At 51.3% G+C, this 23,404-nt stretch carries 22 protein-coding genes and 1 pseudogene; 15 read left to right on the top strand and 8 right to left on the bottom strand.

Annotated features, from left to right (window positions below):
- Positions 1-213: 213 nt before the first annotated feature.
- Positions 214-2,688 carry a penicillin binding protein PBP4B gene (gene pbp4b / locus C2M29_RS15520; RefSeq protein WP_105190647.1) on the top strand — a complete coding sequence of 825 codons (2,475 nt, stop codon included), beginning with the start codon at positions 214-216 and terminating at the stop codon, positions 2,686-2,688.
- 222 nt (positions 2,689-2,910) lie between these two features.
- Here the strand turns inward: pbp4b and C2M29_RS16860 are convergent, their stop codons facing one another.
- Both C2M29_RS16860 and C2M29_RS16855 read right to left on the bottom strand, forming a co-directional pair.
- The gene (locus C2M29_RS16860) at positions 2,911-3,681 is read right to left on the bottom strand and encodes a hypothetical protein (protein ID WP_325050609.1); all 771 of its coding nucleotides are present in this window, start codon (positions 3,679-3,681) and stop codon (positions 2,911-2,913) included.
- Positions 3,564-4,133, bottom strand: a complete 570-nt coding sequence (locus C2M29_RS16855) for a diaminopimelate decarboxylase family protein (RefSeq protein WP_325050607.1) — start codon at positions 4,131-4,133, stop codon at positions 3,564-3,566. Before C2M29_RS16855 ends, C2M29_RS16860 begins: the two co-directional genes overlap by 118 nt.
- A gap of 130 nt (positions 4,134-4,263) precedes the next feature.
- Between C2M29_RS16855 and C2M29_RS15510 the strand changes: the two genes are divergently transcribed.
- Together C2M29_RS15510 and C2M29_RS15505 are read left to right on the top strand one after the other, a co-directional pair.
- The gene (locus C2M29_RS15510; protein ID WP_105190646.1) at positions 4,264-5,643 is read left to right on the top strand and encodes a Na+/H+ antiporter NhaC family protein; all 1,380 of its coding nucleotides are present in this window, start codon (positions 4,264-4,266) and stop codon (positions 5,641-5,643) included.
- An 83-nt stretch (positions 5,644-5,726) separates the two neighbouring features.
- Positions 5,727-6,233 (top strand): DUF3087 domain-containing protein, encoded by a 507-nt coding sequence (locus C2M29_RS15505; RefSeq protein WP_105190645.1) that lies wholly within the window; start codon positions 5,727-5,729, stop codon positions 6,231-6,233.
- A gap of 9 nt (positions 6,234-6,242) precedes the next feature.
- Here C2M29_RS15505 and C2M29_RS15500 read toward each other — a convergent pair whose 3' ends face one another.
- From C2M29_RS15500 to C2M29_RS15490, 3 genes are read right to left on the bottom strand one after another with little or no spacing between them, the layout of a single operon-like run.
- Positions 6,243-7,796, bottom strand: coding sequence for a sensor domain-containing diguanylate cyclase (locus tag C2M29_RS15500; RefSeq protein ID WP_105190644.1), 1,554 nt, complete (start codon positions 7,794-7,796; stop codon positions 6,243-6,245).
- Complete coding sequence (locus tag C2M29_RS15495) at positions 7,786-8,214, bottom strand: hypothetical protein (protein WP_105190643.1); 429 nt, start codon at positions 8,212-8,214, stop codon at positions 7,786-7,788. Before C2M29_RS15495 ends, C2M29_RS15500 begins: the two co-directional genes overlap by 11 nt.
- Position 8,215: 1 nt before the next feature.
- Positions 8,216-9,442 carry a hypothetical protein gene (locus C2M29_RS15490; protein ID WP_105190642.1) on the bottom strand — a complete coding sequence of 409 codons (1,227 nt, stop codon included), beginning with the start codon at positions 9,440-9,442 and terminating at the stop codon, positions 8,216-8,218.
- A 261-nt stretch (positions 9,443-9,703) separates the two neighbouring features.
- Here C2M29_RS15490 and C2M29_RS15485 point away from each other — a divergent pair, with 261 nt between their 5' ends.
- On the top strand, positions 9,704-10,897 hold the full coding sequence (locus tag C2M29_RS15485) for an NRAMP family divalent metal transporter (protein WP_105190689.1): 1,194 nt from the start codon (positions 9,704-9,706) through the stop codon (positions 10,895-10,897).
- 27 nt (positions 10,898-10,924) lie between these two features.
- On the opposite strand, the gene C2M29_RS15480 is transcribed toward C2M29_RS15485, so the two are convergent.
- On the bottom strand, positions 10,925-12,124 hold the full coding sequence (locus tag C2M29_RS15480; protein ID WP_105190641.1) for a vWA domain-containing protein: 1,200 nt from the start codon (positions 12,122-12,124) through the stop codon (positions 10,925-10,927).
- Positions 12,124-12,969 carry an AAA family ATPase gene (locus C2M29_RS15475; protein WP_105190640.1) on the bottom strand — a complete coding sequence of 282 codons (846 nt, stop codon included), beginning with the start codon at positions 12,967-12,969 and terminating at the stop codon, positions 12,124-12,126. Before C2M29_RS15475 ends, C2M29_RS15480 begins: the two co-directional genes overlap by 1 nt.
- A 141-nt stretch (positions 12,970-13,110) precedes the next feature.
- Here C2M29_RS15475 and C2M29_RS15470 point away from each other — a divergent pair, with 141 nt between their 5' ends.
- The 11 genes and pseudogenes from C2M29_RS15470 to rpoS all read left to right on the top strand — a co-directional run bounded on the left by C2M29_RS15470 (position 13,111) and on the right by rpoS (position 20,757).
- Positions 13,111-13,587: a DUF2947 family protein gene (locus C2M29_RS15470; protein ID WP_105190639.1), complete on the top strand. Its 477-nt coding sequence runs from the start codon at positions 13,111-13,113 to the stop codon at positions 13,585-13,587.
- 79 nt (positions 13,588-13,666) lie between these two features.
- On the top strand, positions 13,667-14,323 hold the full coding sequence (locus C2M29_RS15465) for a hypothetical protein (protein WP_199774891.1): 657 nt from the start codon (positions 13,667-13,669) through the stop codon (positions 14,321-14,323).
- On the top strand, positions 14,323-14,616 hold the full coding sequence (ftsB, locus tag C2M29_RS15460; RefSeq protein WP_105190637.1) for a cell division protein FtsB: 294 nt from the start codon (positions 14,323-14,325) through the stop codon (positions 14,614-14,616). Before C2M29_RS15465 ends, ftsB begins: the two co-directional genes overlap by 1 nt.
- A gap of 14 nt (positions 14,617-14,630) precedes the next feature.
- The gene (gene ispD / locus C2M29_RS15455) at positions 14,631-15,329 is read left to right on the top strand and encodes a 2-C-methyl-D-erythritol 4-phosphate cytidylyltransferase (protein ID WP_105190636.1); all 699 of its coding nucleotides are present in this window, start codon (positions 14,631-14,633) and stop codon (positions 15,327-15,329) included.
- The gene (gene ispF / locus C2M29_RS15450; RefSeq protein ID WP_105190635.1) at positions 15,326-15,805 is read left to right on the top strand and encodes a 2-C-methyl-D-erythritol 2,4-cyclodiphosphate synthase; all 480 of its coding nucleotides are present in this window, start codon (positions 15,326-15,328) and stop codon (positions 15,803-15,805) included. Before ispD ends, ispF begins: the two co-directional genes overlap by 4 nt.
- A 56-nt stretch (positions 15,806-15,861) precedes the next feature.
- Positions 15,862-16,905: a tRNA pseudouridine(13) synthase TruD gene (gene truD / locus C2M29_RS15445; RefSeq protein ID WP_105190688.1), complete on the top strand. Its 1,044-nt coding sequence runs from the start codon at positions 15,862-15,864 to the stop codon at positions 16,903-16,905.
- Positions 16,883-17,641 (top strand): 5'/3'-nucleotidase SurE, encoded by a 759-nt coding sequence (gene surE, locus C2M29_RS15440; RefSeq protein ID WP_105190634.1) that lies wholly within the window; start codon positions 16,883-16,885, stop codon positions 17,639-17,641. Before truD ends, surE begins: the two co-directional genes overlap by 23 nt.
- Entirely contained in the window at positions 17,631-18,269 is a 639-nt protein-coding gene (locus C2M29_RS15435; protein ID WP_105190633.1) for a protein-L-isoaspartate(D-aspartate) O-methyltransferase, read from the top strand. Before surE ends, C2M29_RS15435 begins: the two co-directional genes overlap by 11 nt.
- 9 nt (positions 18,270-18,278) lie before the next feature.
- Positions 18,279-18,857, top strand: a complete 579-nt coding sequence (locus C2M29_RS15430) for a YqaA family protein (RefSeq protein ID WP_105190632.1) — start codon at positions 18,279-18,281, stop codon at positions 18,855-18,857.
- An 18-nt stretch (positions 18,858-18,875) separates the two neighbouring features.
- Positions 18,876-19,697, top strand: a complete 822-nt coding sequence (locus C2M29_RS15425; protein WP_105190631.1) for a peptidoglycan DD-metalloendopeptidase family protein — start codon at positions 18,876-18,878, stop codon at positions 19,695-19,697.
- Between the two features lie 63 nt (positions 19,698-19,760).
- Positions 19,761-20,757 (top strand): annotated as a pseudogene (gene rpoS / locus C2M29_RS15420) (RNA polymerase sigma factor RpoS).
- Between the two features lie 40 nt (positions 20,758-20,797).
- Here the strand turns inward: rpoS and mutS are convergent.
- On the bottom strand, positions 20,798-23,386 hold the full coding sequence (gene mutS, locus C2M29_RS15415) for a DNA mismatch repair protein MutS (RefSeq protein WP_105190630.1): 2,589 nt from the start codon (positions 23,384-23,386) through the stop codon (positions 20,798-20,800).
- Positions 23,387-23,404 lie beyond the last annotated feature (18 nt).

The raw sequence follows: 23,404 nt of genomic DNA, 5'->3' as shown, positions 1-23,404 counted from the left end.
GCAGGATGAAAAGGTCTTTAGCTAAGCGTTTGAACTTATAATCTAAGCTATTTTCATTAGCCTTTTAGCATAGGGGAAATTAATTTTTAGAATATATGTTCTGCTTGTTGTAAATTTAAGGAAATAAAATATTGCTTTAAGTTTGGGGGCTGTTGTTGCGTATATCAGCTCAAGACACTGTGCTTAAACATAGTTTTTTCACTACAGGTTGGTATGAATAAAGAATTTTTGCATTTAGCCTACAAGAGCTTGCTGTCGGTGCCGCTGATATATTTACTGAGCAGCTGCAGTTCTGGCTACAACTTTAAACAGTCACACAATTATTCCAAGCGTATCAAATTCTTGGTGATGCATTACACCGCCATAGACTATGAAAAGTCCGAGCGGGTGCTGGTGGAAAAAGGCGGTTTAAGCGCCCATTACCTGGTGCCCGAAAGCCAGGATTTCAGCTATGGTGAGCGTGAACTGGAAGTACTGCAGTTAGTTAAAGAGCAAGACAGGGCCTGGCATGCAGGAGATAGCTACTGGCAGGGGCGCACCGACTTAAACGACCATTCCATCGGTATTGAGGTGGTAAACGTGCCCAGCTGCAGCGCTCCGGAGCTTAACGAAAAGGGCGAGCCCATAGCTGGACAACAAGCGACGCACTTAGCAACATACAGTGTTGAGCCGTTCTGCGTGTTCCCCGACTACGATCCCAAGCAAATCGAGTTATTAATCGCCTTAAGCCAGGATATTCTTGCGCGTAATCCCGATATAGGCCCGACCCAGGTGGTGGGGCATGCGGATATCGCGCCGGGGCGTAAGCTCGATCCGGGTCCGCGTTTTCCCTGGTACCAGCTCTATAAGGCGGGCATTGGCGCCTGGTATCAACAGCAGGATGTGGAATATTATTGGCACCACTTTAGCGCCGCGCCGCCTTCGGTGGCGGTGATGCAGCGCGCGCTGGCGGATTATGGTTATGACATTGCGCCAACGGCTCGGCTGGATAAACAAACCCAGGATGTGCTTGCGGCATTTCAGGCGCACTTTTTACCTTGGCAAATGAATGCCCAGGCGGACGGGAAAACGGCGGCCGTTTTATTCGCCCTGCTTAAACGTTATAAGCCCAATCAGGCCGATAAAAACTTTGCGCTCTACCAGCGGTTGGCACGCGAACCAAAGAGGTATGCACCCCTTGGCCATGAGCAGCTTTATATCGAATACCCGCAGCAGGAGCTCAGCTCTCGGATCGATGTAAACAACAAATACCAGTTCAAGGGGTATCGCCGTCGTGGCGAGATCATCATAGATAATATTAATGCCGAGCGCGCCGAAATTCTCATTAATGGCGAAACCATTAATATCGCCCGCCCCTTAAAGGCTGGCCACAGTTACCGGTATTCGCTGGCACGGCGCACCCGAGACGGGGTCAATACCTTGCATATAAAGTCGGTCTTTCCCGAGAATGCCAAGCTGAGTATTCGCATTCCCGCACCCAAGCTTAAATCCAATCCCGGGGCTATCAACTTTGCCGCGGTGGATGCCTTAATTGCTCAAGAAGTGGAGCTAGGTTTTCCGGGTGCCGTGCTGGGCGTGGTTTACAAGGGCGAGCTGGTTAAGCTCAGCGCCTATGGTTATGCCCGTGCGCACCACGGCAAAGAATCTTCAGCCGCACAGCCCATGGCCGTTGATACCCTGTTTGATATTGCCTCCAACACCAAGATGTTTGCCACCAATCTGGCACTGATGCATCTGGTGTCGCAGGGACGCCTCGATGTTAACAAGCCCATTAGCCATTACCTGGCGGAATATATCGGGCAGGGACGCGAGGTGCGGCTGGTAAAAGACCTGCTCACCCACAGTGCCGGTTACCCTGCCGTGGTCGACTTTCATCGCGCCGATAATCATCTCGGCAGGCCATTTTATTCCCTGAATAGCGAGCATACTAAACAGCTGTTAATCCGTGGCGTGCCCTTTGAGATGATGCGAGCTCAGCGCCACCTTTACAGCGATATCAATTATATGCTCTTGGCTATCTTGATAGAGCGCATTACTAACATGCCTCTCGATGCCTATGTGGAAAGCCGTTTGTATGCGCCGCTGGGGCTCAATACCCTGGTGTTTAATCCGCTGCAAAAGGGTTTTAAGCCTTCGCAGATAGCAGCCACCGAGATTGAAGGCAATACCCGCGGTGGCCGGGTGAATTTCGAGGGTGTGCGGGATTATGTGCTGCAAGGGGAAGTACATGATGAAAAGGCGTTTTACTCTCTGGCCGGGGTGGCCGGACATGCGGGCTTGTTTGCCGATGTGCAAAGTGTGGCAAAACTCACGCAATTGTTGCTAAACCGGGGGAGTTATGGTGAAGTGCAGTTAATAAGGCCCGAGGTGGTCGATCAGTTTATTAAGCCCACGGCAACGGATGAAAGCTATGGCCTGGGCTGGCGTCGCGCCGGCAATGGTGCTCGCAAATGGCACTTTGGTCCCTACGCAAGCCCTAGGGCATACGGGCATACCGGCTGGACGGGCACGGTGACTGTAATAGACCCGGAATATGATTTAGCTATTGTGCTTTTTACCAATGCGCGTCACAGCGAAGTAACAGGCTCGGACAGCAACTATAAATTTAAAGGCAAAGAGTTTGAAACGGGGCAATACGGTTCGGTGATAACCCGGGTTTATGAAGCCATTTTGGCTCATGATAAGTAACGACTAACACAGGATACCCCTGCCAGGGTATCAACCCAAACGGCATCTTTTGATGCCGTTTTTTTATGGCCCACATAACCGGATAGGCTTGGTTATGCCCCTGAGTTGCATAAGAAAAGACGCTGATGAGGTGGCCGTGGTGCTTGTGCGTTGCGGGGGACGGCGGTGAGCCGGGAATAAAAAAGCGCCCGGAAGGGCGCTTTATTGCTCTTGGCCAACCGATTAAAGCCAGGGCGGCAGGGTGTCCATGGCTAGTAGGGCATCAAAGTCGATGCGCTTGCGAATAATACTGTATTCGCTGCCGCTCACCAGGACCTCGGGGGCATTAAGGCGAGAGTTATAGTGTGAAGCCATCACCGCGCCATAAGCACCTGCGCCCATAATGGCAACCAGATCGCCTTGCTCACAGTGACCGAGGCGACGGTTTTTGGCGAAGGTGTCGCCGGTTTCGCACACCGGACCGACTATGTCATAAACCGCTTGCGTGGGTTTTTGCTCCACGGTAGCAATGTGATGGTAGGCGTCATACATGCTCGGACGGATCAAGTCATTCATGGCGGCATCGAGGATCAAGAAGGTGCGCTCTTGCCCGGTTTTAACGTATTCCACCCGCGATACCAGGACGCCGGCATTGCCGACCATGGAGCGTCCTGGCTCGACGATGATCTTGCAGCCAAGATGGCCGAGGTGTTTTTTGGCATGTTCGGCGTAGGTGCTGATATCCGGTTCATCACTGTGCTCGCCATAATTAATGCCCAGGCCGCCACCGATATCGATGATCTTTATGCTTATCCCTTGTTGTTCTAAGGTGCTTACCAATTCCGCGACCTTGGCAAAGGCGGCGGCAAATGGCTCCAGGTTAATCAGCTGTGAGCCTATATGCACATCCACGCCGGTGACTTCGATACCCGGCAGTGTCGCAGCCTTGTGATAAAGCTGGGGTGCCAAATCGATATTAATGCCGAACTTATTCTCCGCCAGACCCGTAGTGATCTTTGCATGGGTTTTGGCTTCAACATCCGGGTTAACGCGAATGGATATGCGGCCGTGGTATTCATTTCCACCGCCAGCGCGCTGATGCGTTCTAATTCCGGCTCCGACTCGACATTAAACTGCAAAATGCCTTGGGCCAGGGCATAGCGGATTTCCTGCTCGCTTTTACCCACGCCGGCGAAGACGATTTTTTCCGCCTTGATGCCGGCGGCCAGCGCGCGGCGGATTTCGCCCTCTGATACGGTATCGGCACCGGCACCCAATTGTGCCAAGGTGGCTAAAATTGCCTGATTGGAGTTGGCTTTTACGGCATAACAAATTAAGCTATCCAGCCCTGCAAACGCGTCGCTGTAACGCTGATAATTACTGGCAATAGCCTGCGCCGAATAACAGTAAAAAGGGGTGGGGATGTGTTTGGCAAGCTCGCCGATGGTAACATCTTCAACCTGCATGTGCTGATCCACATAAGGAAAGTAGGGAAGTGGCTGCATAACTAAAAAATTACAGTTGAATGAAAACTAATTGAATAATCTATGCTCATTTGCAAGACTATTCAAGCTTTATAATAACAAGGATAACTCCATGTCTTGGTATTCCATTTTGCCGCCGCTGGTAGCAATTGCAATCGTCTTTTGGCGTAAAGAAGTGATCATGGCTCTGTTGTTGGCCGTGGCAACATCCGAGTTTTTACTGGCGATAAGTGGCGAGGGTAATACCTTATTCTATACCTTTATCAATACAATAGAGCGTGTGGTAGCGACGGCATCGTCGCCGGGTAACAGCCGCGTCATTCTCTTTAGTGTGCTTATAGGTGCGCTGCTCGCTTATATTCGCGAGTCCGGTGGCGTGGCCGCAACCGTGAACATGTTAATCGGCAAGGGCGTGGCCAAATCAAAACGCCAAGTGGGCTTTTTAACCATGTTCTCCGGCATTGCCGTATTTATCGAATCCAACCTCAGTGTACTTACTGCGGGTATTCTTTCGCGCGGTCTGTTCGACAAGTTTAAAATGAGTCGTGCCCGCCTGGCCTATATTATCGACAGTACCAGTGCCCCGGTGTGTATCCTTATTCTCCTCAACGGTTGGGGCGCCTACGTGCTCGGGCTATTGAGCAACTATGAACTGGAGCAATCGGCGGTCAGTATTTTGTGGGGCAGCGTCGCCTATAACTTTTATGCCATTATTGCCCTGTTGATTGTTGCCTACACCATCGCCTTTGATAAGGTGCATGGTCCTATGAAGGCGGCGGAGCAAAAGCTGGAACGTTTGGAAGTGAATGTGCCCACCGAGGCCGACAAGGGCACCAAGGCCCGCTTTATGCTGGTGCCTTTATTGACCTTGGTGGTGTCCATGGTGGGCTTTATGTTCTGGACTGGCAATGGCGATATTGCCGCCGGCAGCGGCTCTAAGTCGGTGCTTTATGCCACCATCTTGTCTTGTGTTGTGGCCTATTTCCTGCTGAGTGCCAGTAAGCTATTTAGCCACCATAAACTGGTAGAGATGGGTTTTAAGGGCATGGGGGAGTTGTTGCCGCTGGTGGCCATTGTGTTGTTATCCATGACTCTGGGAGCGAGCCTCAAAGAGCTGGGTACCGGTGTGTTTGTGGCCTCCCTGGTAGGTGATTACTTACCCATCACCTTGGTGGTGCCCATGCTGTTTTTAACCGGTGCGGTGATCTCCTTTACCACGGGCACCTCATGGGGCACCTTTGCTATTCTCATTCCCATTGGCGTGCCTTTGATTCAGGCCCTGGGCCTGCCCCCTTCGCTGGTGCTGGGTGCCATTTTAGGTGGCGGGGTATTTGGCGATCACTGCTCGCCGATCTCCGATACCAGTGCGGTGTCGGCCATCGCCTCGGGGTGTGATCTCCTTACCCATGTGAAAACCCAGATGCCTTACGCCCTGGTGGGCGGTGCGCTCACTCTGGTCGCTTACTTTTTAGTAAGCCTGGCGGTGCTCTAGGCTGGAGTCCTAAATAGCGCTATTTATTGCTAACAGGCGGGGGTATAATGCCCCCGTTTTTTATTCTTAAAAGAGCGCCTCGCATGACCTTGGAACAGATAGACAAAACGCGCTACCGTAAGCATCTCAATATAGTGATTATTGCCTGTATCGCGGCCCTGGTGGTGGGTAGTTTGGGCATAGCCAGATTGCTGATCATTGCGCTACCCAGTGACAGCGGCAGTCACTTTCATTGGAATCTACTGGGGGTCATAGTCAGCTGCGTCGCCATCGGTTTTACCCTAAAGCGTTTCGAGCATCACCCCTTTATGACGGAAGTGGTGTATGTATGGCGCCTAAAGCAGGCGCTCAATCAGATCACCCGAAAGCTGGCCAAGATCAAAGCGGCGGCGGAGCAGGGCGATGTGCAGGCCATGCACGCGCTGCAATTTAATTACAGCGGTTCAAGGCAGTTGTGGCAACTTGATGATAACAACATCACCATGGATGAATTGGCGATCTCTCAGGCGCAACTCGATACCCTGGCCAAGCGTTATAATGTTGAGGCCGACGCCAGTCGTTATCAGAGCGAGTACCTTAAGCAGCTGTAGTCGATACGTTTAATCTGCGGCGAAGGCCACCGCGTTTTTATCTTCACGTTTGACCCCATACATGGCCTTATCGGCGGCAACAATCAGGGATTTGAAATCGCCGCCATGCCTTGGTGATATTGCCACCCCTATGCTGGCACCTATGGCTACCTGCTCAGAGCTGTTTATTGTAGTGGGCTGGCAAAGGGCGTGATGCAGTTTAGTGGCCAGTTGCATGGCCTGCTCTTGTTCAAGTGCATCGACCACCACTACAAACTCATCGCCGCCCCAACGAATACAGAGATCGTCCTTTCGCAGGTTTTGTCTGAGTTGTTGCCCGACGTAACGTAAGATCTCGTCGCCAGCATCATGACCATAGATATCATTGATGGGCTTGAAGCCGTCCAGGTCAATGAGCATCAGGGTGACATCTTGCTGCTCGGCAAAGCGTTTATTCAGCTCGCGCTCGGCGCCAATGCGATTAAGCAAGCCTGTCAGTTTGTCGGTGCTGGCAGCATGATTTAAATGGGCAAGCTGCTGTTTATGGCTACTGATATCATGGATAAAGATCTGTAAATAAGATTGCTGTTGCTGTCCATAACTACGAGTAACGAGAATGTGCACCCAAATAGACTGACCGGTGCTGTCGTTGAGCAATTGATACTCCCCACGGGCCACATCGTTCTTGTCCAGACTATCGCGAAGGCTCTGGACCACAGTGTCACCTTCTTTGAACGCTCGTGCCACCAAATCAAAAAGGTTGTCGCTGATACCCAGGTTAAGGCGGGCCAGCAGCTTCTCCGTGGAGGCATTGTAAAGCATGATCTGTCCGTGGTGAGTGGCTAGGATCATCGCTGAGGAGGCGTGTTCAAACAGCAATTGCAGGCGATTGCCTAGCTCCTGCACCTCACTGCGCAGGGCGCGCTCCTGGCTAAAGTGTGACTCGGCCACTGCCAGCATGTTGTTAATGCTTTTTGTCATCTCACCGATTTCACTGTCATGCTGGGCAAAGGGCACGGTGAGGCGGTTGTTGGAGCCCGCGGTGATTTGTTTAAGCTCGGCGCTGAGTTTGGCCATGGGTTTGGCAATAATAAAATAAGCGAGAATAATAAAGGTCAGTAGCAGGGTGCTGGTTTGTATAAGTAACAGGGTGACGCTGCTTTGGGCTATGTCTCTGGCATGCTCCTGAATCCCCACTTGCGCCGGTGTCAGGGCAATATAGCCGACAATGTCGTTGTCTAAAAATGGGTGATACAGGGGATAGGGTAAAGCGGTATGGGGGTTATGCTCGCCATCGCTGGCCAAGACTTCTTCTTCACTGCTGATCACGCCCGCGAGAATGATGTCGTTTTTGCGTAAGCCGTTGATCACTTCCAAGGCCAGATCTTTATCCTTCAGATAGGCGGCGATGGACGCCGTGCTGGCGACGGTTTTATGGAGCTGCTCGATGGCGCGCTGGGCTTTATCAACCTCTTGCTGATAAATGCTTTGATAATAATGTTTGACGGCGATAACACCGACAATCACCGAGGTGAGGACCAACACCATTGCCAGGCGTAAAATCAAGCTGTGCTTATTGAGCAAGTGTATATACCACCTTCACATCGTTGGTTACATCCTTTAGCTTGACATAGCCAATGGCGTTGTCAATTTCTCTCACCCGCTGCAAGACCGCGTTGCTGCTAGCCATGCTTTGCGGCGACTGGGCATGGCCACTGAATTTAACCCGCGACCAGTAAGCGTTAATACTGCCAATGGGTTTATTAGTAAGCAACTGATAAAACTCACGGCGCAGCACTGAGTCATGGGGCATATCCAAGGGCGAGGCGCGCTCGCCATTAGGAAAGGCTATGAGCTTACCCATATACAGGTCTATCAACTGCTTGGTTGTCAGCGTTTCCGTGGGATTATGGATATTAACAATCACGGCAATCGTTTCTGCGCTCCGTGCCGATAAGCTGGTGCCAAGTAGGGTGAGTAGAAGGGCGGCAAATACCTTCATATTAGAATACCCAATCGACGCTGGCGCTCAACACCATAAAAGAATCCTGAGCAGTCATATCTTGTTGGCGCAGCATAAATTGATTATCGGCTCGCTTAAGGTCTACGTATTCGACTTGGAGCTTGGCCGCCATATTGGCTCTAAAATCATAGCGCCCGCTAAGCGACAGGGTCGATTGATCGTTAATGTAATAGTTATAGCTTCGTTCTATTTCGCGGTAGAGGGCTTCGCTTAATAGGGAGGGAACCCGTGCTTTGGGAATGTGATTTTCCTTGCCATTGGTAAAGGAGTAGCCCAGCTGCAAACTGTACTCTTGCCAGTGTTTGCCGATATTAAGGTAACCGTTGGTGACATAGGTCAGGATATCACTGTTGGCATCGATATAAGCAAATTCGGACTGCAGGTAATAGTCGCCGTTGTCATAACGGGCGCCCAAGGTGGTGTAACGCAGGCGGCTGCCCACCGGGTTCATATTACCCAGTAAACCAGCCAACTGGGGCCAATCGTTTGAGGCTATCCCCCGAGCCGTTTTGCGGATCAGCGGATAATGATCTATCTCTTTACCTCCGATGCGAGCCTGGCTGTGATTAAAGCGCAACAGCCAATTATGCTGCTCTAAAGCCAGGGTGATGCCGGTGATGTCTTCCAGGTCTAACTGCCATTGGTACTGATGATTTGATAAATAATCACTTGATTGCCCGTAGTACCAGCGGCTGGAAAAGGTTCCCTCGTCGGTGGCATGGGCGGTGGCCAGTTCAATACCATCGAGACTCTGATGCGGGATCAGGCCATAAAATTCCACCGGGGCATGGGTTTCGGTGTAGGCATAACCGGTATTGCGATATGGACTCATCATAAATAAGTCCAGCGCACTGCGTCCGAGCTTGATATTCCAGTTGGCGGAAGGAGAGTAGTTAATAAAGGCGAGTTGGGTCAGCTGATCCAGGTCGTAGTCTATTTGGCGTTTGAGCGCCCATTGCCCGGTTAGGGCCCATTGTTCATTAAAGCTCTTATGTAATTGCACGCCAAGGCGTGACAGCGAACCAAAATCCACTTCTTTGCTTTTGCCGTTATCGTCCGAGACATCATTGCGAAATGCCAGCTCATCGGAGTCGGTATAACTGACGCCCAGGGTCGCAAAGCCACTTAGCTGGGTCGGTGCTGCATAACCGGTAACTGAGCTACACAGCAGGATCGCAGCGGCTAGAAAACAACGAGATAAAGACATTGTACTCCCGTAAAAACAAAAAAGGAGCCACGGGTAGGGCTCCTTGCTTTACTCTTCGAGATTATAAAAAGGTAAACAAAAAGTAGCAATAAAAACAGGCGGATTGTGGCTTTATTGCTAATTACGCATTGTTGATGACGCGCAATAAGGCGGTTGAAAACCCCCGCTATCTCCCCTAATCTTGGGCGCGACATAATAATTATAAAGAGTAATCTGGTGCAGTATTGGCAGTATCTAAAGGCTTTAGGGCCCGGTATTTTAATGGCGACGGCGGCAATAGGCGGCTCGCATTTGGTGGCTTCAACCCAGGCCGGTGCCTTATTCGGCTGGCAAATGATAGGGCTTATCCTGGCCGTAAACCTGTTGAAGTATCCGTTTTTCCGTTTCGGTGTTGAATACACATTGGTCACAGGTAACAACCTGGTGTCCGGCTATAAAAGCCAGGGACCCTGGTATTTTTACTGCTTTTTTGCCCTCAATATTATTGCCGCCATCGTTAATACCGCTGGGGTGCTGCTGCTGACGGCGGCGCTGTTACATTATGTGGTCGGCGGCGCCCTTAGCATGACGGTGCTGTGCATCATTATTCTCGTGTTTTGCCTTACGCTCTTGGTGCTCGGGCATTATCAGGCTCTCGACAGCGCAGCGAAGTGGATTATGGCGGTGCTCGCCATCAGTACTATTGCTGCGCTAGTGATAGCCCTGCTGAAAAGCGGTGGTGTGCCTATGAATGCGGCCGCTGATTTTACCCCGCCGGATCTGCTGTCGCTGACGGCCTTAAGTTTTATCGTGGTCTTGATGGGCTGGATGCCGGCGCCGATTGAAATTTCCGTGGCCAGCTCGCTGTGGTTGCAGGCGAAGCGACAGCAAACCGAGGTGCCTCTAAAGGCAGGGCTGTTCGATTTTAACTTTGGCTTTATTGTCACCGCCATGTTGGCGCTGGTGTTTTGCTCCTTGGGAGTGCTCATTCAGTATGGCGGCAATACGCAAATAGCCCTGGCGGGGGTGGCCTTTGCCCAGCAGTTGATAGATATGTATACCAATACCATGGGGGAATGGTCGCGATGGCTTATCGCGACCGTTGCCTTTTTATGTATGTTGGGAACCACCTTAACTGTACTCGATGGCTATGCGAGGACCTTGTACACAGGCACCAAGTTAATGCCGAACTGGTCGCTGCCAAAGCATTTAAATACCTGGCTGATCATGCAGGCGGTGGCGGGAATGGCGGTGATCCTGTTTTTCAAAAGCAATTTGAAAGAGATGCTGACCTTTGCCATGACCCTGGCGTTTTTAACCACGCCGGTATTCGCCTGGTTGAATATGCGCCTGGTGCGTCAAACCAAGATAAAACAAGCGCTGTGGTTAAGATTGTTAACCTGGTTGGGATTGATATACCTAGTCGGCTTTAGCCTGGGGTTTATCGGCTTGCAGATTTGGCAGCGCGTTGGATAAGCCAAGGGTCTGTAATAGCGACAGACCCTAACTCAGTGCCTTTATCGCCGCGCTGATACCATCCAGGGTCAGGGGAAACATACGGCTTTGTTCGCCCTTGGTCAGCAACTGGTCGATCATTTCGATGGAATGATAGTAGCGCCAATGGGTTTGCGGCTGCGGATTCAGCCATACCACCTTATCGAAATGCTGGGTGATGCGCTGCAGCCAGGCGGCGCCGGGCTCCTCATTCCAATGCTCCACACTGCCACCGGGGTAGGCGATTTCATAAGGCCCCATGGTGGCATCGCCGACAAAGATAACCTTGTAATCGCGACCAAAACGCTGCATCAGGCTGTGGGTGTCTATCTTCTTGTCATAGCGGCGGGCATTATCCTGCCAAACATGCTCGTAAACACAATTATGGAAATAGAAAAATTCCAGGTGTTTAAACTCGCCATGGGCGGCGCTAAATAGCTGCTCGCACAGTTGAATATGGTCGTCCATGGAGCCACCGATATCGAACAACATGATCACATTGACGGCATTGTGGCGCTCCGGCGCCATTTTCACATCCAGCATGCCCCCTTGCTTGGCGGTAGCCGTAATGGTGGCGCCCAAGTCCAAGGTGTCGCTGGCTCCGGTGCGGGCAAAGCGGCGCAGTTTTTTCAGTGCCAGTTTCATGGTCCGCGAGCTGATATCGGCCTCGCTGTCGAGGTTACGGTACTGGCGTTTATCCCACACCTTAACGGCGCGGCGTTGGCGCGAGCCGGGTTGACCGATGCGCACTCCCTCCGGGTTAAAGCCATAGGCGCCAAAGGGCGAGGTGCCGCCTGTGCCTATCCATTTATTGCCACCGGCATGGCGCTTTTGTTGCTCTTCGAAGCGCTTTCTCAGCTCTTCCATCAGCTTTTCGAGACCGCCCATGGCCTCAAGCTGACGCTTTTCTTCGGCGCTTAGGTGTTTTTCAAATTCCTTGCGCAGCCAGTCCTCGGGAAGCTGGTATTGCGCCTTCAAAGCGTCAAGCAGGTCGATATCCTCAATGCCACAAAAGTAATCGGCGAAGGCCTTATCGAAGCGGTCAAAATGGGTTTCATCCTTCACCATTATGGTACGGGCGAGATGATAAAAGGCTTCGCTGTCGGCAAACACCACCCCGGCCTGCAAGGCACCGAGCAGGTCGAGCAACTCTCGCAGGCTGACCGGCAGGCGGTATTTTCTTAAGGTGAAGAAAAACTCGATGAGCATTAGCGGCGACTCATAAAGGCCAGTTTTTCAATCAAGGAAACGTCCTGCTCGTTTTTCAATAGAGCACCAAAGAGCGGCATAAGTCCGCCTTTAGTGGCGCTGCCATGTAAAACCTCGGGCGCTATGTCTTCGGCCATCAAGAGCTTAAGCCAGTCCAACAGCTCGCTGGTGGAGGGCTTTTTCTTCAGTCCGTCGACCTGACGTAAACCAAAGAAGACCTCTAAGGCTTCACGCAAGAGCTTTTGTTTGATATCCGGGTAGTGTACGGCGACGATTTTGTGCATTTCCTCGGCGCTGGGGAAATCGATGTAATGGAAGAAACAGCGACGTAAAAAGGCGTCGGGCAGCTCTTTTTCGTTGTTTGAGGTGATGATCACAATCGGACGCTGCTCGGCACGGACTCGCTCACCGGTCTCATAAACGAAGAACTCCATTTTATCGAGTTCCAACAACAGGTCGTTGGGAAATTCGATATCGGCCTTGTCTATTTCGTCTATCAGCAGCACCGGACGCGGCTCGTGCTTGTTTGCGCTAAAGGCCTGCCACAGCTTGCCTTTAACTATGTAATTGCCGATATCATGAACCCGTTCGTCGCCCAGTTGCGAGTCGCGTAGGCGCGACACCGCATCGTACTCATACAGACCCTGTTGGGCCTTGGTGGTGGACTTGATATGCCATTGGATCAGCTCGCTGCCGATACTTTTCGCCAGCTCTTCGGCCAACAGGGTTTTCCCCGTGCCCGGCTCTCCCTTGATCAACAGCGGTTTTTCTAAGGCGATGGCGGCATTGACCGCCTGTTTCAGGGCGCTACTGGCAATATAATGGTCGGTTGAATCAAAATGCACGTGGAAATTCCTAACACTGGTCAGACATCGAATAGGCCTAGTCTGCCATAGTTGGCATTTACTACCAAGTCGGCTTGTGACAGCGCCGCATGAGATGCGTATAATGGCCCCATTAAACGAGTGCAGTAGGCATAAGCACGAATGAACTATCTTCCTTTGGATGACTACGCCAAGGCGTGGGTGTTTCGACACCAAGAACTTTTAATTCCGGCGCCACAATTGGCCCAGATCAAGCCCATGACCGCCACCCGCGCGGCGGTGTTGTGGACCACCTATATCAGTCGTGAAAAAGATCACCCGGATTTTTTCACCGACGCCGATTGGGTCAAACAGGCGCAGCACTGGCCCCATGACGACGTATTTTGGGAGCGAGCGTTTGAAGCCGGTGACCCCATCCCAGAGGCGATTCTTTTCCACCTGGATTGGCAGGATAACACCACGGTGTATTTCTGTATCAGTCGTGATGAGATTATAGAAACCCGCTTCGATGTGTTTAAGCAGCACTGGCAAAACTTTATGTTTTTGGCCGATGGCAGCTTTTTAATTGGCAAAAAGCGCTCGCAAGTGGTGCAGTTTTTAGAGTCGGGTTTTGCCCGCCTGGGTCAACAGCCCGGGTAATTTATACAGCCTCCCCATGGCGCTTCTCAAATTTTGCGCAACTATGGTATAAACTTAAGCACAACCAGTGGGAGGCAATGTGCGGCAACAACCATCGCAGCAAGCAGATTTATTTGCACTCGATCAACAGCGAGTGCTGTATGCCGAATTGTGCAATGCTTTTTATGCCCGCGAGTTGCACCGCATAAGTCAGCAATTAACACATCAAGGCGATGGCAAGCGTTTAGCACGTTTGCTTGATAGCCTGCCGTATTACGTGGAACGCGCCGCCTTTCATATAGTTCATGGTCATTGCCCGTTAACCTTGGATGGGCAAAATGGCAGTTGGATAGCCAAACAGGCGAGTAAACCGCCACAAAGCGATAAATCCGCTAATTTAGCGTTTTTTAGCGCTTATGCCGAAGTCGGTATTTTAGTACCATTACTGGTTACGCAGGGGCGGTTGCAATTTGTGATGCTCGATACCCTAGATCAGGTCAGTAGTAACCGTTTGCATTGCAATCAAGCAGGCTGGTTTGATCTCGATGGCCACTATCGCGACACGCGATTAAGCTCGGCCCAGGATGTACAGTTACTGGTACCCAATAAAAAACACTTTACACCGGCTTGTTGCGGTCATCGTTGGCAGCAACATAAGGTGACCTCACCACGGACTTTGAGCCTGAGAGAAATGCTATTAACAACACGAATTAACTGGAAAAACTTTAAGCAACCACTGCCGATGAAGGAAAGCTAATGCGATTATTCCAATTGGGTTTGATGGCATTGTTGCTGTATCTGCAATACCTGCTGTGGTTTGGTCACAACGGCATCGAAGACTTTAGCCGTTTAACCAAGGCGGTGGCCAATCATGAGCAAACCAACCAGCAATTAAATAAGCGTAACAAGTTACTCGAGGCCGATATACAAGACTTAAAGCTGGATTTAGAAGGGGTGGAAGAGCGCGCCCGCCACGAGCTTGGTATGATCAAGCCAGGAGAAGTGTTTTATCGCGTGCTACCGAGTAAACAATCAGAATCAAAACAATAACGCAAAGTAGTTATATGAGTGAAAATCACGGCATTATTGCCATAGTGCCCGCCGCCGGAGTTGGTGCGCGGATGCAATCTCAACGCCCCAAGCAGTATTTGGAATTACAGGGCAAAACCGTGCTAGAGCACAGTCTCAATAAGCTCGCCCAGGTGACGGCTGTGAGCAGCATTACCGTGGCCATAGGCGCCGACGATGATTATTTCGCCGACCTGCCCATAGACCCCAATTTTGTGAATACCGTTATCGGCGGTAAAGAGCGCGCCGATTCCGTGCTTGCCGCCCTTGATGCTCTTGCAGCAACTCCACCGCAGTGGGTATTGGTGCATGACGCCGCCAGACCCCTGGTTAGCCCCGCCGACATCGAGCGCTTGATTGAACAATGCCAAAGTCATGGCGAGGGTGGCATCTTGGCCGCCAAGGTAAGGGACACTATAAAACGCGGCGATAGCCATGTGCAGCAAACTATCGAGCGCGAGCACCTTTATCAGGCGCTGACGCCACAATTTTTCCCTTATGCCGAATTACGCCAGGCATTGCGAGACGCGTTAGCCTGTGGCGCAACTATTACCGATGAAGCGTCGGCGATGGAGTGGGCCGGGCATCCGGTGCGTTTAATCGCCGGTCGCAGCGACAACTTTAAGCTCACTACCCCAGAAGATTTGCAGCTCGCTAATTTCCTGTTAGCACAACAAATGACGGAGATTTTATGATTCGAATAGGCCATGGTTTTGACGTGCATCGCTTTGGTGGTCATGGGCCGCTCACCATAGGTGGGGTAAAAGTCGATTATGAACAAGGGTTTATCGCACACTCAGATGGCGATGTTGCTATTCATGCTCTGTGCGATGCCCTGCTTGGAGCCATGGCGTTGGGCGATATTGGCAAACATTTTCCCGATACCAGCGATGAGTTCGCTGGTATCGACAGCCGAATTTTATTGCGCCGCGTTATGGCCGAGGTACATGAGCGCGCCTTTGTGGTGGCCAATGTTGACCTCACCATAGTGGCACAAGCACCTAAGATGCGTCCGCATATTGATGCCATGCGTGGCTGTTTGGCGGCGGATCTTGCAATCAGCTTGGACCAGGTTAATGTGAAGGCCACGACCACGGAAAAACTCGGTTACACCGGGCGTAAAGAGGGCATTGCCGCCCACGCGGTAGCTCTGTTGGTTCAGCAACCATGAAAGAGTCTTCAGCCTCTGCGCAAAAAGCGCCTTTAGCGCCGGGAAAAAATGATCCGATAGCGCCGCTGCAGTATCTGTACGGTAAGCCTACCGCCACTGCGGTATTTAAGCGCCTGCCGGAAGACTTTATGGTTGATGAAGAGCTGGGCTTTGAGCTTGATGGCAGTGGTGAGCATATGTGTTTGCATGTGATCAAGCGCGGTATCAATACCGTCAATGTGGCCAAGAAAATCGCCAAATTTGCCAAGGTAGCGCCACGGGATGTCAGTTATGCCGGGCAAAAAGACCGTCAAGGAGTGTGCTCGCAATGGTTTAGTGTACCTGTGCCCATTAAACAGGATCTGGACTTTAGCGCCCTCAACGACGAGCAAATTTTTGTCGCCCAGCAAGTGCGCCATGGTCGCAAGCTGCGTACCGGTTGTCATAAGGGCAACCGTTTTACCATAGTGCTGCGCGAGGTGAGTGAGCCGTTGGCGGTGCTCAGCCGCATCAATGCCGTGCGCCAAGGAGTGCCTAATTATTTTGGCGAGCAGCGTTTTGGTCACGATGGCCATAACTTGGTGATGGCGGAACGCATGTTTGCCGGTGAGCAAATTCGCGATCGTAAACTAAGGTCTATGGTGATTTCTGCCGCCCGCTCTTATATTTTTAACCAGATTGTCAGCCTGCGCGTGGCCGAGCATGGCCTTGCCAAAACCCTGCAACATGAAGTCTTTATGCTCAGTGGCAGCAACGCATTTTTTACCGATGCCATTACCCCGGAAAATATTACTCGCCTGGTGGAGGGTGACATCGAGTTGTCGGCGCCCTTGGTCGGCAGGGGGGAGAAGGGACTGGTTGAGGAAGAGCTGCAGTGGTTGTTACCCTATCAAAGCTGGTGTCAGGGCTTGGCCGAGGTCGGCTTAAAAACCGAGCGTCGTATGCTGCGCTTATATCCGGAAAACTTACAGGTAAAAATGCCCACGAGCGATTCGATTGAATTGAGCTTTTCGCTTAAAAAAGGGTGTTTCGCCACGGCGTTGTTACGAGAATTGGTGGATTACCACCAGTGCGAAAACAGTATTGCAAGGAGTCATGATGAAGATATTGCTGAGCAATGATGATGGCGTACATGCCAAGGGCATAGCTGCCCTCTATCGGGCCTTAAAAGAGATAGCCGACGTCGATGTGGTCGCCCCGGATCGCAATTGCAGCGGCGCCAGCAATTCGCTCACGCTAATGAATCCATTGCGGGCGCAGCATTTGGATAACGGCTTTATCAGTGTTAACGGTACCCCCACGGATTGTGTCCATGTGGCCCTGAACGCGCTATTTACCGAACAGCCTGATCTGGTAGTGGCCGGTATTAACCATGGCGCCAATTTAGGAGACGATACCCTGTATTCGGGCACGGTGGCTGCCGCTACCGAAGGGCGCCATATGGGCCTGCCCGCCATTGCCGTGTCTTTGGTTGGCCATGACTGTACGCATTTTGAAACCGCCGCCAAGGTGACGGTCGACATTATTAACAAACTGAAAAGCCATCCCCTGCCTAAAGACCAGATTATCAATATCAATGTTCCCGATGTGCCCTATAGCGAGCTAAAGGGTGTGAAGGTGACCCGTTTAGGCGCCAGACACAAGGCAGAAACCATGACCGCTCAGCGTGATCCGTGGGGTCGGAAGGTGTTTTGGTATGGCTCTTTAGGGCCGGAATTAGATGCCGGTGAAGGCACTGATTTTGCGGCTATTCGCCAAGGTTATGCCTCGGTTACACCATTAAGCGTGGATATGACCGCCAGGGAAAGCATCGCACCTTTACAGCATTGGTTAGCGGAGCGGGACAATGATCACTAACTATAAGCGCAGCGCCGGCTCCCTGGCCAAACTGCTGGCACATGAAGGCATTAGCGACGAGCAGGTGCTTGAGGTCATGGCGAAAACGCCCCGCCACCTGTTTATCGATGATGTATTGCAACATAAAGCCTACCAAAACACCGCCTTGCCCATAGGTCAGGGGCAAACGATTTCTCAGCCCTATATCGTGGCGCTGATGACCCAGGTATTACGTCAGCACGGGGTGCGCGATAAGGTGCTGGAAATTGGCACCGGCTCGGGCTATCAAAGTGCCATCTTGGCGCAACTGTTCAACAAGGTCTATTCGGTTGAGCGTATTAAGGCCTTGCAATGGCAAGCGAAGCGACGCTTGCAGCAGCTCGACTTGTATAACGTGGCTATGAAGCATGGTGATGGTTGGCAAGGCTGGGCGTCACAAGCGCCGTTTCAGGGCATTATCGTCACCGCCGCCGCCAAAACCGTGCCCCAGCAGTTGCTGGAACAGCTCGATGAGGGCGGGGTAATGATAATTCCCATTGGCGATGCAGAGCAAAAATTGATGCTGTATACTCGCTGCCAAAATGAGTTTAAACAACAAGTCATAGCCGATGTGCGCTTCGTGCCACTGGTGCCTGGCGATATAATTTAAGGATATTCTTTGCGCCTCTTTACTGCTTTGTACGACGCCGCGTTGCGTTGGGCAAGACATCGTCATGCCGAGCGTTATCTTGCTGGAATGAGTTTTGCCGAATCGGTATTCTTTCCCGTGCCCCCGGATGTGATGCTGGCCCCCATGTGTTTAGCCAAGCCGACAACGGCCTGGCGATTTGCCCTGCTGACTACCTTGGCTTCGGTGATCGGCGGTATTTTGGGTTATGCCCTGGGTTATTGGCTCTTTGAGCCAGTCGTCGAGCCCTTGATTGCTTCTATGGGCTGGCAGGATAAGTTTGCTCATGCCTTGGCCTGGTTTAAGGACTACGGTATCTGGGTGGTGTTTCTCGCCGGTTTTTCTCCTATTCCCTATAAGGTCTTTACCATAGGTGCAGGTCTGTTGCAGATGGCGTTTTTGCCATTTTTACTGGCATCGGCCATAGGCCGCGGAGCCCGTTTCTTTTTGGTGGCGGCGCTGATGAAGTGGGGTGGCGCACGCATGGAGGAAAAGCTGCGTCAATATGTGGAAGTGTTGGGCTGGCTTGTCGTAGGCCTGGCGATCGTTTTATATTTAGTACTTCGCTAGCTAATGGAAGGGCGCTGCATGAGTTTCAAAAACACCAGTCTATTGCTGCTGGTTACTTTTGTTATCAGCGCCTGTTCTTCTCGCACCGCCCCGGCCCCGGTTTCTTCCCTGGAGACTGGTCAGGCCAAGGTGACACGTAAAATTCATATAACCGGTGAGCATTACCGGGTGCAAAAAGGCGATACCCTCTACGCCATTGCATTTAGTGCAAAGAAAGATGTTCGTGATGTAGCGAAAATAAACGGCATTAAACCTCCTTATACCATTTATCCCAACCAGCTAATTTACCTAGAATCTCAGTGGCTAAAAAAGAAAAAGCGAGAAAGATACCTTAATTCGAGTAAAAAGCCTAGAAAAACAGGACAAAAAACCAAAGAAAATATCAAGAAAGAGGTTGCTAAGCCGATTCAACGGGAGTATGTTCAGAATAAGACTAGTAAAAAAAATGTTAGCAAATCGTCTGGTTCTGCTAACAAAATAAAGTGGAAATGGCCCACCCGGGGGAAAGTAACGCAAGGTTTCTCCAACCGTGAGAATGGCTACAAGGGACTGCAAATAGCGAATAAAAAAGGAACGGCTATCTCAGCAGCGGCGGACGGTGTGGTTGTTTACGCTGGGGACGCGCTCAGGGGATACGGTAATTTAATCATAGTGAAACACAACGATGATTATCTTAGTGCCTATGCGCATAACTCGCGTTTACTAGTGAAAGAAAAACAGGATGTCAAAGCAGGGCAAACAATAGCGGAAATGGGTAACTCCGAGTCTTCTATCACTGCACTTCGGTTTGAAATACGGTATAGAGGCAAGGCGGTAAACCCAGCTAATTTTTTACCTTAGCGCGACGGGCAATAAAGTAATTTAGTGTAGGGAAAAGTCTGAATTACACGGGAGGGTACTCTGATGGGTCAAACCGCAAAACTTGAAAGCACGAATGACAACAGTAATGATTCGGACGTTCTCGACGAGCCAAAGGAAGAACTCCTTGAGCAGGTAGAGGACGATAGTGACGATGAGTTGTTCGCTAAAGACGACAATGTCAAAAACCTCGACGCTACACAATTATATTTAGGCGAAATTGGCTTTTCACCGCTGCTAAGCGCTGAAGAAGAAGTCTACTTCGCACGCAAGGCCCTTCGTGGCTGTGAAGCATCCCGCAAACGCATGATAGAGAGTAACCTCAGGCTGGTAGTAAAAATCGCTCGCCGATATAAAAATCGCTCGCCGATATAACAATCGCGGTCTCGCACTACTTGATTTGATCGAAGAGGGCAACCTGGGCCTAATCCGAGCGGTGGAAAAGTTTGATCCGGAACGGGGTTTTCGCTTTTCAACCTATGCCACCTGGTGGATACGCCAAACCATAGAGCGGGCTATTATGAACCAAACCCGCACCATCCGCTTACCTATTCACGTAGTTAAAGAACTCAATGTCTATTTACGTACTGCCCGTGAGCTAACGCAGCAATTGGATCACGAGCCGACCGCCGAAGAAATTGCCGAACGCTTGGATAAACCGGTGGAAGACGTTTCTAAGATGTTGCGTCTGAACGAAAAAATTTCTTCTGTCGACACTCCAATCGGTGGTGACAATGACAAGGCATTGCTCGATATCATCGCCGATGAAAAGGGCCGTGGTCCGGAAGGGGAAGTACAGAATAACGATATTAATAGCCATATCGTCCATTGGCTCGATGAGCTTAACCCGAAACAAAGGGAAGTATTGGCACGCCGTTTCGGTCTATTGGGTTATGAACCTTCAACCCTGGAAGATGTAGGTCGCGAAATTGGCCTGACTCGAGAGCGAGTCCGACAAATACAGGTGGAAGCGCTGCGTCGACTTAAAGACATGTTGCAACATGAAGGCCTCAACACCGAAAGCTTGTTTGAGCAAGTGTAATCAAGATTAAAAAACGCCGCTGAAAAGCGGCGTTTTTGCGTTATTGATAAAGTGACTTCAAGTGATACAGCGCATCTAAAGCCTGGCGAGGAGTCAGTTCATCGGGGTTAAGCTCACCGAGTGCTACTTCCAAAGCGCTGGGCTCGGGATCCGGGGCTAACAGTTCAAGCTGATTGTTATGTACGGTAGCACCATTGCCATTGATGGTCGGCTGCTGCTCCAGCTGTTTTAGCTTGCGTTTGGCATTACTGATCACCGCCTTAGGCACGCCGGCCAGGGCCGCGACCTGCAAGCCGAAGCTTTTACTTGCCGGGCCTTCTAACACCTTGTGCATAAAGGCAATGGTGTCGTTATGCTCAATGGCATCAAGGTGCACATTAACCAGTCCCGACTCTTGCTCCGCCAGCTCGGTTAACTCAAAATAATGGGTCGCAAACAAGGTCTTGGCATTGATCTTATGAGCCAGATAATCCGCCGTCGCATAGGCCAGAGATAAACCATCATAGGTACTTGTACCCCGGCCAATCTCATCCATTAATACCAGCGAATGCTGGCTGGCATTATTTAAAATCGTCGCGGTTTCCGTCATCTCCACCATAAAGGTCGAGCGCCCTGAGGCCAGGTCATCACTGGCGCCGATACGGGTAAATATACGATCGACTATGCCGATATTGGCGCTCGCCGCCGGCACATAACAGCCGATATGTGCCATTAATACGATCAAGGCGGTTTGACGCATATAGGTTGATTTACCACCCATATTCGGGCCGGTGATCATCAGCATGCGACGCTGGCTATTGAGCTCTATGGGGTTGGCGATAAAGGGGTCACGCATCACCTGCTCGACCACGGGGTGGCGGCCTTCACGTATATTGATGGCATCGCTTTCATCGAGTTCGGGTTTGCAATAGTTTAAGGTCAGCGCTCGCTCGGCAAAGTTATTCAATACATCAAGTTCGCTCAGGGCTGCCGCCAAACGCTGCAATCGTTCCAGATGCGGGGCTATTAGCGTGAATAACTCTTCATAGAGCTGCTTTTCCAGTGCCAGGGCCTGTGACTGGCTGCCCAACACCTTGTCTTCATGCTCTTTCAGCTCGGGAATAATATAACGTTCATTGTTTTTCAGGGTTTGGCGACGAATGTAATGATCCGGCACCAGGTGTGAGTTGGCGCGGCTAATATCGATATAAAAGCCATGCACCTTGTTGTAGCCGATTTTCAGGGTACTGATCCCCGTGACTTCGCGCTCACGCTCTTCCATGGCTTCGAGTACATCGGTGGCCCCCTGAGACAGGTTACGCCAGTGATCGAGCTCCTGGTTATAGCCCTCGGCAATCACGCCGCCGTCGCGAATAAGCACCGGCGGGTTATCGATAATGGCGCGCTCAAGCAGGTTGAGCAGTTCGTCATTGGGCTCACAGGCATTGGCAATCTGCGCCAAGCGTCGTTGCGACGCGGTGCCGAGCAGGCCTTGTAACTCGGGCAATTGTTGTAGCGCTGAGCGTAAACGAGACAGATCTCTGGGTCGGGCATTACCTAAGGCCAGGCGGGCCACGATGCGCTCGATATCGCCGACATTACGCAGCAGGGGATGCAGTTCAAGGTGCCAGCCCTGATCTATCAGGGTGTCGATGGCATCAAGGCGCAGATTAAGCTCGTCACGGCAGCGTACCGGGTTATGAATACGGCGTTTCAATAGGCGTGAGCCCATGGGCGTGGCGGTTTTATCCAAAATGGCCGCCAGAGTGTTTTCAATGCCGCCGCCTAGGTTTTGGGTGAGCTCAAGGTTTTTACGGGTGGCGCTATCGAGTACCACGGCCTGGCTGTCCTGCTCCAGACTGATGGCGTTAATGTGCGGTAATGCGGTGCGCTGGGTGTCTTTTACATACTGCAGCAAGCATCCGGCCGCCACTAAACCCAGTTTGGCATCGGCGACACCAAAACCAATCAGATCTTGAGTGCCAAATTGCTGACATAATGAAGTAATGGCCGTGTCTAAATCGAATTCCCACTCTGGGCGACGGCGCATACCTTTAATGTGTTCGATAAGCCCCATATCGGCAAAGCTTTCCGAATAGAGTAATTCGGCCGGGTTGAGTCGTTGCAGGGTTGATTTAAAGGCGTCGGCGTCGGCACACTCGACGATATTAAAACGTCCGGAATTGATATCCAGATAGGCCACACCAAAATAGTCGCTGGTGCCCTGGCAGACGCTAACCAGCAGATTGTCTTGACGTTCGTTGAGCAGGGCTTCGTCTGTGACCGTCCCCGGAGTGACGATACGCACCACCTTGCGCTCTACCGGGCCCTTGCTGGTAGCCGGATCGCCAACCTGTTCACAAATGGCCACCGATTCGCCAAGCTGAACCAGGCGCGCTAAATAGTTTTCCACCGCGTGATAGGGTACTCCCGCCATAGGGATCGGGGCACCGCCGGCCTTGCCACGGTAAGTTTGCGAAATATCTAATAATTCTGCTGCGCGGATGGCATCGTCGAAAAACAGCTCATAGAAGTCCCCCATGCGATAGAAGAGTAAAATATCCGGATGTTGTGCCTTAATGCGCAAGTATTGCTGCATCATGGGGGTTTGTTGTTTTATATTATCTTCACTATAGAGATTAGCCGACATGCACTCACTCGAATAAGG

The sequence above is a fragment of the Pseudoalteromonas sp. T1lg48 genome, from assembly GCF_002964785.1.
In the GTDB taxonomy this organism is placed as follows: Bacteria; Pseudomonadota; Gammaproteobacteria; order Enterobacterales; family Alteromonadaceae; genus Pseudoalteromonas.
This window is presented reverse-complemented; position numbering and strand designations above follow the sequence as displayed.

Excerpts from the sequence above, each read along its gene's own strand:
- pbp4b (WP_105190647.1), top strand. The coding sequence starts at position 214 with ATGAATAAAGAATTTTTGCATTTAGCCTACAAGAGCTTGCTGTCGGTG.
- C2M29_RS16855 (WP_325050607.1), bottom strand. The coding sequence starts at position 4,133 with ATGCAGGTTGAAGATGTTACCATCGGCGAGCTTGCCAAACACATCCCC.
- C2M29_RS15510 (WP_105190646.1), top strand. The coding sequence starts at position 4,264 with ATGTCTTGGTATTCCATTTTGCCGCCGCTGGTAGCAATTGCAATCGTC.
- C2M29_RS15505 (WP_105190645.1), top strand. The coding sequence starts at position 5,727 with ATGACCTTGGAACAGATAGACAAAACGCGCTACCGTAAGCATCTCAAT.
- C2M29_RS15495 (WP_105190643.1), bottom strand. The coding sequence starts at position 8,214 with ATGAAGGTATTTGCCGCCCTTCTACTCACCCTACTTGGCACCAGCTTA.
- C2M29_RS15490 (WP_105190642.1), bottom strand. The coding sequence starts at position 9,442 with ATGTCTTTATCTCGTTGTTTTCTAGCCGCTGCGATCCTGCTGTGTAGC.
- C2M29_RS15485 (WP_105190689.1), top strand. The coding sequence starts at position 9,704 with ATGGCGACGGCGGCAATAGGCGGCTCGCATTTGGTGGCTTCAACCCAG.
- C2M29_RS15480 (WP_105190641.1), bottom strand. The coding sequence starts at position 12,124 with ATGCTCATCGAGTTTTTCTTCACCTTAAGAAAATACCGCCTGCCGGTC.
- C2M29_RS15470 (WP_105190639.1), top strand. The coding sequence starts at position 13,111 with ATGAACTATCTTCCTTTGGATGACTACGCCAAGGCGTGGGTGTTTCGA.
- ftsB (WP_105190637.1), top strand. The coding sequence starts at position 14,323 with ATGCGATTATTCCAATTGGGTTTGATGGCATTGTTGCTGTATCTGCAA.
- ispD (WP_105190636.1), top strand. The coding sequence starts at position 14,631 with ATGAGTGAAAATCACGGCATTATTGCCATAGTGCCCGCCGCCGGAGTT.
- ispF (WP_105190635.1), top strand. The coding sequence starts at position 15,326 with ATGATTCGAATAGGCCATGGTTTTGACGTGCATCGCTTTGGTGGTCAT.
- surE (WP_105190634.1), top strand. The coding sequence starts at position 16,883 with ATGAAGATATTGCTGAGCAATGATGATGGCGTACATGCCAAGGGCATA.
- C2M29_RS15435 (WP_105190633.1), top strand. The coding sequence starts at position 17,631 with ATGATCACTAACTATAAGCGCAGCGCCGGCTCCCTGGCCAAACTGCTG.
- C2M29_RS15425 (WP_105190631.1), top strand. The coding sequence starts at position 18,876 with ATGAGTTTCAAAAACACCAGTCTATTGCTGCTGGTTACTTTTGTTATC.
- mutS (WP_105190630.1), bottom strand. The coding sequence starts at position 23,386 with ATGTCGGCTAATCTCTATAGTGAAGATAATATAAAACAACAAACCCCC.